Genomic DNA, 12,253 nt, shown 5'->3' on the forward strand with positions numbered 1-12,253 from the left:
CATAAATAGGCGATAACGCAGCATAAATGCCAAACATGCGCTGCCCTTTGGGTTCTTTCTAGGGACGATTAACTCTTTGTTGCTCGGTTTTTACTTAGCCCACTAGGTTACAAACCTCGCGCCGCAATTAAATCGCCCCTAGATTGAACAAATTTCAATCCACAAAGGTCAACACGCCCTAGTTTGATCAGTAAGCCCTTGCTATTAAATGCGTTACTCAACCATCGCTTTTTTCATTTTATGGCCTTTAACGGCATAAAATAAAATAAATAAATAGCACGGGAGCATAACGGAGTACCCCATTTGTAACGAGCTTAAACCGCTTAATAATCCCCAAAACATAGGCCCAAACGCACCGCCCGCAATACCCATTACAAGCAACGCTGAGCCTGTACTGGTGAGTTTACCCATTCCTGATAGGGCAAGCGGAAACACAGCAGGCCATACAATTGCATTCGCTAAGCCTAAAAAAGCAATCATCAATAACACATCCGGTAATTGTACCCCACCTAATGGGACTAATACGGTATCAGCAATAATGCTTGATTGCGTATCAACAAATAAAATAGCCAGCGTTAATATCACCCCTAACGTGGCTGAAATACTGAGTGCTTTTTGCTGCGAAATAAAGCGTGGGATCAAAGTGATCCCTAAAATATAACCCACAACCATACACACCATCGTATACGAGGTCATTACGCTATAGCCTTCAATCCCTAACGATAGCGCAAAAGTGCCAATTGTATCGCCCGCTATAACCTCAACAGCAACATAAACAAAAATAGCAATAACGCCTAATGCTAAATTAGGGTGCGATAACGTTTCTTTCACTTCGCTCAAAGAACTTGATGAGTTTTCTTCTTCTTTAGCAAGCTCTGGTAAAGGCGATTTTTTTACAGCAAAGGCCAGCACCCCAATAAACAGTGCCATGCCTAAATAAGGTAAAATAAGGCTGTTTGCCATCGAATCAATTTGGGTTTGCGATAACGCTTGCCCAACTGTGCCTGTAAAATTATTTAAAATAAGTGCGGTAAAAACCATAGGTGCAATAACACCTGCCCCTTTATTTAAAATCCCCATAATACTAATTCGAGCAGCTGCCGACTCTTCAGGGCCTAAACGTACAACATAAGGGTTAATTGCTGTTTGCAATAGCGTTTGGCCTGTTCCCATAACTAGTTGAGCTAATAAAAACAGTGGAAATATTTGTGATTTAGCCGCTGGAATAAACAACAATCCTGCAACCATCATAACCGTCATGCCTAACGCCATCCCATTCTTATAGCCGACCTTTTTAATCAACATTGCTGATGGAATAGCGGTAAAAGTAACAGCTATGTAAAACGAGAATAAAATAAGCGAGCCTTGAAACGGAGTTAACTTGAGTATTTGGCTTAAGTACGGCATTAATGAGCCATTTAACCATGTCGCAAACCCCAGTATAAAAAACAAGACCGCAATAATAGCCATGGGAACCACGCTACTTTGCTTAGATGTGTGTATAACATTTGTTGTCATGTTATTTTCCTTTAATTATATTTATTATATTTTTAAAAAAGCTGAGCACCGCCAATCCAAGTGCTAATTACCTGTTGTTGATTATTTAATTCTACAAAATTTGCAGGACTACCTATTACTAATTGCCCCCACCCAGCAGGTAAACCAATGTACTTTGCAGGATACAAGCTAGCCATTTTGAGTGCTTCGGGCAACGAAACTTGCACATGTTGAACACAATTTCTAACCGCGCTAGCCATATCTAAAACCGAGCCTGCGAGCTCTCCGGTGGTTGACGTTAATTTACCGTCTTGCAAATGTACTGTTCGGTCAAAAAAGGCGAACTCATGTTGATTTGTGCCCACTGGCGGCATTGCATCCGTTACTAAAAACACTCTACCTTGTGGCTTCGCTTTTAATGCCAGCCGACAAGATGCAAAGTCAACATGATGGCCGTCTACAATTAATCCGCAGTAAGTTTCATCATTAAGTAATGCGCAACCGACTACACCAGGCTCTCTGCCTTGTAAGGGCGACATTGCATTGTATAAATGCGTAAACCCTGTGGCACCGGCCTCAACAGCCTGTTGAGCTTGATTATACGTTGCGTTGGTATGGCCTAAACAAACCTGAATACCCAGTCCGCGCATTTTACTAATATCGCTAGGTAATACATTTTCAGGGGCGACAGTAACAATAACTTTGCCTAAATCTTGACGCGATAATATTTGCCATTCTTGAGCTGAAATTGGGCGAATAAACTCAGCACTATGCGCACCTTTTTTTACAACTGATAAATGTGGACCTTCAAAATGAATACCTATGATGCCAGGCACTTCTTTTGCTATTGCGTGTGCTATTACATCAGCGGCTTGTTGCATTACCTCCACAGTGTCGGTAATTAATGTTGGTAGCATTGCTGTCGTTCCGTATTGCGCATGCGCTAACAGCATTTTTTTAATGCCTGACAGTGTGCTTGTACGATTGAACAATACACCACCACCGCCATTGACTTGTAAATCAATAAAGCCCGGCGCAACAAGGCCCTTTAACTTTTTATCGTACTTTTGCACATTGTCATCAATATCAACAATGATTGTATTTTCGATGGTGAACACTTTGTTGCTCTGCATTTGTTGCCCATCAAAAAATTGTGCTATATGAACGCGTTCAACTGACATTTATAACGTCCTTGTTACTTTTTTAAGCCCCTTAGGCTCATCAGGATTAAAGCCTCTACTTAGTGCGACCTTGGCTACGTCTAAATAAAAACGCTGTAAAATTAAAAATGGCGCTAAACGAGGGTGGATAACAATGTTATTTTGATTCAAATTAATGATCTCAGCCCCTCGTTGCATAACTTCGTCTATTTGTTGCTGATGTGAGGTTGCCGTTTCGTCATCAACAGCACAGTTTAAAATAACCAATCCTTGTTCGACGAGTGTCACCGGACCATGCAAAAATTCGGCACTACTGAATGCTTCTGCATGAATTGCACATACTTCTTTTAATTTTAAAGCCATTTCTTTGGAGATAGAAAATCCTAACCCACGCGCAAGTACCACCATATTACTTACTTTGGCAAATGCAGGCGGAGTCAGTTGCGCGGGCGAGTCAATCATTGTGTTAAGCGCTTGTGGCAGCTCATTTAATGCATTAATTAAGGACTGATTTTGCGTCCAATTAGCGACAATATGAACTAAAGCAGAGAGCGTTGCTAAGTAACTTTTAGTCGCCGCGACAGAAATTTCGTCGCCGGCTTTAAGCGGCACAAAATCATCAACGATATCTTGTAAGGGAGACTCTTCATCGTTAACAAGAGCAATACAATAAGCACCTGATTTTTTAGCCATTTTTGCTTGGGCAATAATATCGGGGCTGCGTCCTGATTGTGAAATAACAATCACTAAGGCATCTTGCAACTTTATTGATTTACCATAAATGCTGGCCACCGATGGCGCAGCTGAACTCACTGGAATACCCGCTTCAATTTCAATTAAATATTTACCAAACACACCGGCATGATCAGATGAACCTCGACCAATAATCATGACCATTTTAGGGGCTATATCGCGAAGCTTTTGGCCTATTTTTTCGACTAAAGGTTGGTTTGCAATTAACTGTTTTTTAATTACATGGGGAGTTTGCGCCGCTTCTTTTTCCATCAACGTTTGAAACATTATCATTCCTGCCTAGTGTTGTTAATTTGCTGCTTAGCATAAAGTACCGCGCCCATTTCTGGTGCTGACAAAGGCGCTGCTAATTTACTTTTTATATCGCTATCTAACCAAGTGGTTATCGATTCAGATAAGCCGCCAATAAATGAAATTCTTGGTGGGTTTTGCTTTAATAATTCGCGTGCTATATCGCTGATATAATTTGCACCGTCTTTAATAATATCGATTGCTGCGGCATCATTTTGCTGTGCAGATTTAAAAACACATGCTGCTAATTGTGCAAAATAAGCTGCTGGTTTGTTCGCTATTAATTCAACCAACTGCACTGCATTACTTACCTTTAAATGAGCCAACACTTGCGTGGTTAAAAGACTACTGGGCACTAACTTATCAAGTTCCATAAGCGCATGCTGGCAAGCAACAAAGCCTACCCATGCGCCACTCCCTTTATCGCCATGCGGGAAACCATGCCCACCAAGCATAAAAGCATGCCCATTTACGTAAGAAAATCCACATGAACCAGTGCCTGCAATTATAACGGCGCCATCTTCGCCTTGATGAGCCCCCATACACGCAATAAGCAAATCGGTAGTTAGGTACATTTTTTTAAACGGAGAATGCCATTGATTCATTTGAGTCAATAAACTGGGTAAATTTACACCCGCTAAACCAATGCCTGCCGTAATTTCTGATAAGGAAATATCAGCTAAACCTGCATCTTGTAGCGCTAAACGCGCAGATTGCTCTATTGATGCTGTTGCTTGTGCAAAACCATGTAAAGGATTTCCAGGCCCTGCTATACCCGTGCCTAGAACGTCATTCGACTCATTAACAATAATTGCCCTACATTTAGTACCGCCGCCATCGATCCCCATAAAGAGTTTATTTTTATTAATATTGTCTGTGATCATGTTTGCCTCTTACCTTATTCGACCATGCTGCGTAAATACTCTAAATAACCTGAACTGCGGCTAATAAAACAATTTCTATCGTAATTTAGTAATCTTATACTAGCACAAATGACAGCGTTGTCATTAGATTATTTACATATAAATAACTTTTTATATGGCTTCCATTAATGTATTTTCACCCGAGGGCGTGTTGACCTTTGTGGATTGAAATTTGTTCAATCTAGGGGCGATTTAATCGCGGCGCGAGTTTGTAATCGAGTGGGCTCGGTAGCTGCTCCTGCGTTACTCTAATGGCTTACATCCCTGTAAGAATAAGTAAAAGCCGAGCAAAGCTTCCGCGTCCTGCTCACACCCCTTACCCACATCCATGTAGGCAACAAAGAGTTAATCGTCTCTAGACGAGCTCAAAGGGCTGCGGATGTTTGGCATTTATGCTGCGTTATCGCCTATTTATGGGAAATAACCACACACCTTAGACTCTGCCTTGCTTAAATATCAAACAGCCTGCTGCAAAATTAATCACGAAAGGTCAACACGCCCTAGCGTAATTTTTTTAACGTTAAATAGACCTCATATATAAGCAGATTGGTATAAATTCAACCTCGAAAGATCAACACACCCTAAGGGTGCGCAACCTTTAATGCTCTACCAAAGCGATTACCCGAGATAGTTTTAGCACGCACCCATATATCAGCGTCCACTTTTACAGGCTGCTTATAGTCACTCCATTGACCATCGACTGTTTTGTATTCAATTAAAAAGCCTGGATAGGCAAGATTGGCAAAAAGCGTGCCCTTTACTATTTGCGCTCCTACATTTGGAATACGAAAATGAATATTTTCAGCCTCTAACTTAGCAAATTCTTTTAGCCCCAAGGTAGCCGAAAACGTTTGCCATTTAAAATCGCGTAGCTGTGCTAACTGCTTTGTAAAGCGGTCACTATTTTGGCTATAAACAAAACCATTATAGTCATAAGGCACTGACCAACTTGCTTTATGCCAAGCGCGCTCTGCGAGTGACAGTAAACGCGGAAACAATTTATATTCAGCCATATTATTGGTGCGAGTATTCTCACTCCATAGTTGTCCTTGAATACCTAAAACGTGCTTATTCGCAATTAATGGCGCAGATTTAATATTTCCAGCTTCATCTAACTTAAGTGTATCGTCTGCTACGTAAGGATTATCTTCTCTATCAAGCCAAAACTCTGCATGCACGGGCAGGTTATCAGGCATAAATTGAAATACTTTTTCAGTATTTATATGGCGCGAACCCCAATAATAACCTGGCTCTTTAGGGTCTGCTTCATAAGGAAAGTCAAAGTATAAAACATCAGGGTTTGATAATACCACTTGCCAATCTTGGTTCACAAACTGATGGGCTAGCTGGTGACCATTCCACATTAATAAGCCCCAACTATTTGCTTGCACTACCGCTGGCATATTGTGTAAATTAGTATGAGATAAACCATCGCTCCACGCCGCAGTTTCAATATCCATACTCTCAAGCATATTTGCTATGCGCTCAATAAAGTGACTTCCCAACTGACTTAGCTTAGTAATGCCAGAATCATTATTTTTTATATACTGGGCACACGCTGGCGATGAAACCCAAGCCCCTGCGGTTTCATCGGCACCAATATGGTAACGGGTTAAAGGGTGTTTAGCCTCACTATGAATTGCTTTAACTTGCTGCATTACTTCATTAATAAATGCATAAGAAGACTCTAAACACACATTAATAGTGTTGTCGTTGTAATATTGCACAGACGAATATTGCGTAGTGTCAGACGGGTCATGTAATAAAAATTGCTCCGCTTTTAGCGTGTCGCCTTGCTTTAGGTATTTATTATAACGAGCCGTCATCGATTTAATTGCTGCGCGAGAATGCCCTGGCATATCTAATGAAGGAATAACTTGAATATGGCGCGCACTCGCAGCTTTGAGGATTTCTTGATAGTCAGCCACAGAATAAAAACCATTCGCTTCGCTCGACACATCGACACCCGCCCCTAGTTGTGGCAGTAAACATTGTTGCTCTGTTTTATCAAAACAGCGCTTTGATCCCACTTGTGTTAATTCAGGTAATGAAGGGATCGCTAAGCGCCAGCCTTCATCGTCACCTAAATGCAAATGGAGTTTATTGAGTTTGTAGGCTCCCATTTGATCGAGTAACTTTAAAATAAAGTTTTTATCGCGAAAGTTACGCGCTACATCAACTAAAATCCCTCTAAATTGGTAATGAGGTAAATCTTTAACGTCACCAACAGGCAAGGTATCACTTGCTACTTTATATAAACTCGCAAGGCTCTGAATGGCATAAAAAATTCCCGACTCATCAACCGCATTAATGTCTATCGCATCGGCTTTAATCGCTAACTGATAACTTCCTTGCGGATCAGTGCTATTGGCGACTAAATGCAGATTAACATTAATCGCCAATGCGCTGTTTGTACGTTTTATGCCTAGTTTTTCAAGACGATTAATAGCTGCAGTCACTTTGTTTTTATTAACATTATTAAAGTTAAAGTGTAGCCCTTTACTAATATTAAGTGTGCGCGTACTACTAAACTTAGAATAGCTAGGCGTAGGAATGATTTGCTGTGCAATAACACTGGTTGATTGCTGGTTTTGTGTGACATAAGACGAAAAATCATATTTTTTATTTCGCTCATATAAACGCTCAGCGGTTAACCTTTGTGTTTTATCATTTTTAGTGCGTTTGAACTGGCGCTCTGCATCAGTATACGGCATAACAAAAGGTAATAACTCTAGCCCCGTATCTTCATCAATAATGGCTTTGGTGCTATTAACAACTTTTGCATAGTCGTTATTGTTAACCACGATGTAGTTAGGCATTGCATCTGTTTCTGACAACGACCAAAAATCGGCATAAAAAGTAATGACCTTTGTTTCATTTGTTTTAAAGCCCGTAAATTTGTCGGTTGGCTCTATAACATGTAAATCACCATTGACGTGATTAATTGTAAACTCTTCGCTTTCAATACTCTGAATGGGCGTAATATGACTAAAGTAAATTTTCCACTGCGTAGAATTAATTGCTTTATGGGTACTCAAACGTAAATTAGCTTTATAACAATTGCCCCCTTCCACTTGCTGGTCACATTGTGCCGAGGGCCGGTTATCCACCTGTTGGTATTTAATTTCTAAGCTTTGCGCAATGGTATCAATGGCTGCGTTAGTTGCAGGGCTCAACTTAGTGCTTTGTTTTTGCTGTCTACTTTCGGTATTACTCTGACAAGCACTCACACTGAGTGCCATGCAACAAACAACTAATAATAATTTCATCGACATACGTTATCTCACTGTACTTAATTAGCTCAACTGCTTGATAAGCCATTGCTTAACTTGCACTCTTTGTTGATCTGTTAAGGTATTTAAAATCCCTTTAAATTGATCGGGAATATGTTGGTTTTGTACTGGGTCGTAATCAAATACTTGATAATTAAAAAAGGCTTGCCATGCTTTTTTTTGTGCTTTGGGTAAATCGCGAATCGTCAATATTGCCAGCAACATGGCATCCATTGGCACGGGCTCATCGGTATGAGTAATTGATCCACCTGACCAATAATTTACCAGCATATTAATGCCACTTAACGCTTCAACATGATGCCACCAAAGCGTAGGAATAAATAACGCATCCCCAGGCTCTAACTCAGCAATTAGCGCATCATTTAATGCCTCTTTAAATTTAGGAAACTTAATAAAATCGGGATCATCTAAATTTACCATTGAAACAGGTGCCCCTGCGGGGGTATGTTCCAGCGAGCCAATATATAAGTTAGCAATTTGATGTGGAGGAAATAAGGTAACTTTACGTTTACCTGCCACTACACAGGCAATATTCTCAGCGTCATCATAATGAGCGACTACGGTCGATTGATTTCCTAGCCAAAATCGTGGTTGCGGATTATCAGAAAACAGCGCCATACTATGCTGAGGTACAAATTCATTAAAGTAATCAGCAACGGGAGCACTTTGAATTGCCACTGCACCGGCTTGATTATTTTGCTCAATGCTTTGCGCGTTTGTGCACAATAACTGCAAAAAATGCGCATAACTGGCTATTTTTCGATTAAAGTTAAACCCATTTAATGCTTCATTATACGAAAAGTGGGGGTTTGCGCTGGGCTTAATTTCAGCCATCCTGACATCACCTCCTACGTATAAACTACTCAAATACTCTAACCATGCGGGCAATTGAGCTGGGGTTATCTTTTCGTCTTTTTTCGCTTTTTTAACAATAGGCCAATCATTCACTAAGCCCTTTAAAATAGCAGGCTCGGCTAGTGGAGCAATTTCATTACGAAACAGTGTTGGCGTTACGTTATGCCATATAGCTACATGTTTTAGAGCACGCATAATTTAATACCCACAATCACAAATGAATTAATTTAAGTAACCTGAACTCTGGTTAAGTAACTAAAAGCCGAGTTAAACTCGGCTTTTAGTTACACTACTTTACTAACTTAAAAATTAACTCTTATACCTGCAACATATCGACGTCCATTTGAATAAATCGACATAATTCGCTCTTCGTTAGTATTGTATTCAACAATCTCTTCGTCAGTTAAATTAACCGCTTCTAAGGTTAAAGTAACGTACTGGTTGACGTTATAAGATGCGCTAGCGTCCCACTGACCAAAGCTGTCATTAAATAGCTCATCACCATTAAAATGCAGACCTTTATACCAATCACTGCGGAAGTTATACATAATGCGTGCTTGATAATCGTCGTTTTCATAAAACGCCATAAGGTTAAGCATGTTTTTTGAGGTGCCTTCGACTAAACCAGTGCCTGCTTTGCTAATATCGCGTTCTTCATCCGCACTCGCATCTGTGTAGGTATAGTTTGCCGAAACCCCAAAACCACCAAAGTCATGTTGTAAGCCAAGTTCAATACCTTGGATTGAACCACCGAGACCATTACCTGGCTGAGCAAAATCAACAGGAACAAATACATCGTTTTCTTGATCGTAGCGGTCTTCAGTCACAGTTATCGTTGAACGCAAAGAGCTTAAATCTTTAGCAAAATAAGCCACTGACAACATTGAAGCATCGTCGTAGTACCATTCCCACGAAAGATCGAATTGGTTTGCAATCGTTGGAGCAAGATTTGGATTACCTCTACTCCCCGTCCCTCGGCCGCCCGTTAACGATCCAAATGTTTCTGAAGATGAAATATCGGCCCAATTTTGACGAGCCATTACGCGCGCAGCGCCGACACGAAACACTTGCTCATCCGTTAAATCAAAGGCGATATTAAAGCTAGGTAAAAACTCTGAATAATCGTTATCTTGGCTCACCCAGTTCAATACTTTAGGTGTTAACCAATCACCATTAATTGTATTTAAACCCCATGAATCACCTGAGAACTCGTACCCATACGATGTTTGATCTGTGCTCACATGGCGCAAACCCACATTACCTCTGTAACCGTCACCCGAAAAATCACCTTGCACATACAGCGCTAAAATATCTTCTTTTACTTCCCAAATTTCGGCTAAATTATCATGAATTGCATACGCAGCTGACACACCATTTAAGCCATTAAAAGCAATATCTTCCATTAATCCGCGATTATGTGAAACCTGCTGAGTAATATTACCCGTTACACCCGCATCGATTGAAATTGCACCGTTAGCATCTAAACCACACGTAGCAAGTGTTGGACAGCTATCAAAAATATGATCTAAATAATGATCTGAATCAGGGCCACCGTCTGCAAAAGGAGCATGCCAGCTATAAGCATGACGACCTTGAGTACGCTCTGCCTGGCGATATTTTACGCCTGTTTTAATTGCTGTGAATGGGCCAAACTCAACATCAAATGTTAAATCGGCTTGTGCAAATGTTTCTTCATCCGTCGTCGGTTTAGCACCACCCCAAATCCAACCCGCCGCAAAGTTATTTCCATCCGCTGGATTAACGCCCACATTAACATTCGGTGTGCCCGTTAAGTCATATTCATAGCCTGCGCCTACAGCAACATATTCCCATGACGTTTCTCGATAAGTGCCGCCTTTGGCTTCTGTTCTACCTAATTCAACATTTAGACTGTACCCATCACCTTGATAATCTACGTCTAAATGCAGCTGATCTGTTTGCGTACTTGAAACACGGTTAATAAAGTTATAAGCATAATTACCACCTGCACTTGATGCTAAAATAGCCCCGTTTTCAATTTTTGTTGCATTAGCAATAATCTCTGCACGGTCACCAAAAGCGAAGTTAATTAAATTTGAATTTTGATTATCAACATCCATTTTTGAATCGAGGTAGTTAAGTGTCATTAACAAACTATCGGTAGGTGCATATTGCAACGTCGCAAAAATAGTTTCACGCTCGCGGCTTTGTACAAATTTAGGTGCACCAATGTTGCGAGGGACGCTGTACTTATCATCGGCACTTTCAACCCAACCCAGAACTTCAAAACCTTGACGCTCTAAATTACGCTCTTGTTTTACCGCCGAGACCATAACACCAAAACTCTCATCCTCATTTTTCCATGAGTACATACCCGCCAGTTGAGGGTCTGTTTCTTCAGAGGTTTCTGAGTATTGCCCTTCAAGCGATAAACTTACAGAATTAGCATCCATTTCCAATGGGCGACGCGTTCGCAGTACGATCGTTCCACCAATCGAGCCTTCATCAATACTTGCCACCGGTGATTTATTCACCTCTAAGCTTTTAACAATAACCGAAGGCAACATGGTGTAGTTAAAGCTGCGGTTGGCCTCATCGAGAATAAACCAATCTGCGGTGCCTACCGTTTGTCCATTTAATAAAGTACGGTTGTATTTAGGTCCAGCGCCACGAATACTTACTTTTTCGCCTTCACCAAACTCACGGCTTACGGCAACGCCTGTAATACGTGAAAGCGTTTCAGCTACATTTTTATCAGGAAACTTGCCAATATCTTCAGAAGTGATGACGTCAGAAACATTAGACGAAAAACGCTTAGCATTAATGTTCTCTTTAAGGGAACTGCGGATCCCTTTAACCTCAATAACCTCAATAACCTCTATATCACTTTCAGCTACCGAAGAAACTTGCTCTGCTGCCATTGCTGAAGTGCCACTTGTGAGGATTAAGGCTATCGAGCTTGCTAGCATCCCCTTTTTAAAGATTGATTTTGACATTGCTTTTCCCTTTACCGTAATTATTAAAATAGTTATAAAGCTAATTAACCAGTGTGTGGCTGGTTAACTTGTTAATGACAACGCTGTCTTTTTGGTGACAACGCTGTCATGGGTGGTAGAACTTTACCCCCTTTTTATTTTTTTTGCTACACCAACGAACAAAAAAAACACAACTCGTTTACATAAAAAACAAAATGGAAAAGCTAATCCTCTGTATTAGAATAACTTTTATCCTTTTTAAGTTTATGTATATTTCAGAAATAAACGAGTGTAGAAACTGAAATTGATACTTACTCAGACCACGAGCAATTTATTCTCAACGCGAAATGCATAACCTAATGAGGTCAATTCGTTGTTGTTGACATTTATTGCTGACCCATAATTAATACCAATTTTATTAAAAACATGATCATTCTAGCGTATTAAATAACTCACTAACGACGTTAAAAATTATTTATATAGAACAACTATGTATCATAATTTTAGCCTTGTTATTGAGCTATTTT

At 40.4% G+C, this 12,253-nt stretch carries 7 protein-coding genes; all 7 read right to left on the reverse strand.

Features of this window, described 5'->3' with window-relative positions; genetic code table 11:
* Nucleotides 1-213: 213 nt before the first annotated feature.
* The 7 genes from nagP to H5119_RS19010 all read right to left on the reverse strand — a co-directional run bounded on the left by nagP (nt 214) and on the right by H5119_RS19010 (nt 11,747).
* Nucleotides 214-1,518, reverse strand: coding sequence for an N-acetylglucosamine MFS transporter NagP (gene nagP, locus H5119_RS18980; RefSeq protein ID WP_182703343.1), 1,305 nt, complete (start codon nt 1,516-1,518; stop codon nt 214-216).
* 32 nt (nt 1,519-1,550) lie between these two features.
* Nucleotides 1,551-2,678 carry an N-acetylglucosamine-6-phosphate deacetylase gene (gene nagA, locus H5119_RS18985; RefSeq protein ID WP_182703344.1) on the reverse strand — a complete coding sequence of 376 codons (1,128 nt, stop codon included), beginning with the start codon at nt 2,676-2,678 and terminating at the stop codon, nt 1,551-1,553.
* Nucleotides 2,679-3,677 carry a glucosamine-6-phosphate deaminase NagB-II gene (nagB-II, locus tag H5119_RS18990; RefSeq protein ID WP_182703345.1) on the reverse strand — a complete coding sequence of 333 codons (999 nt, stop codon included), beginning with the start codon at nt 3,675-3,677 and terminating at the stop codon, nt 2,679-2,681. It lies immediately after the preceding gene.
* Nucleotides 3,678-3,679: 2 nt separating this feature from the next.
* Nucleotides 3,680-4,585: an N-acetylglucosamine kinase gene (gene nagK, locus H5119_RS18995; protein ID WP_077535471.1), complete on the reverse strand. Its 906-nt coding sequence runs from the start codon at nt 4,583-4,585 to the stop codon at nt 3,680-3,682.
* Nucleotides 4,586-5,205: 620 nt separating this feature from the next.
* Nucleotides 5,206-7,899 (reverse strand): family 20 glycosylhydrolase, encoded by a 2,694-nt coding sequence (locus H5119_RS19000; RefSeq protein WP_182703346.1) that lies wholly within the window; start codon nt 7,897-7,899, stop codon nt 5,206-5,208.
* Nucleotides 7,900-7,920: 21 nt separating this feature from the next.
* The gene (locus tag H5119_RS19005) at nt 7,921-8,967 is read right to left on the reverse strand and encodes a cupin-like domain-containing protein (RefSeq protein ID WP_182703347.1); all 1,047 of its coding nucleotides are present in this window, start codon (nt 8,965-8,967) and stop codon (nt 7,921-7,923) included.
* Nucleotides 8,968-9,074: 107 nt separating this feature from the next.
* Nucleotides 9,075-11,747: a TonB-dependent receptor gene (locus H5119_RS19010; RefSeq protein WP_182703348.1), complete on the reverse strand. Its 2,673-nt coding sequence runs from the start codon at nt 11,745-11,747 to the stop codon at nt 9,075-9,077.
* Nucleotides 11,748-12,253: the final 506 nt, after the last annotated feature.

Source organism: Pseudoalteromonas sp. SG45-5, assembly GCF_014164085.1.
GTDB classification, from domain to species: Bacteria; Pseudomonadota; Gammaproteobacteria; order Enterobacterales; family Alteromonadaceae; genus Pseudoalteromonas; species Pseudoalteromonas aliena.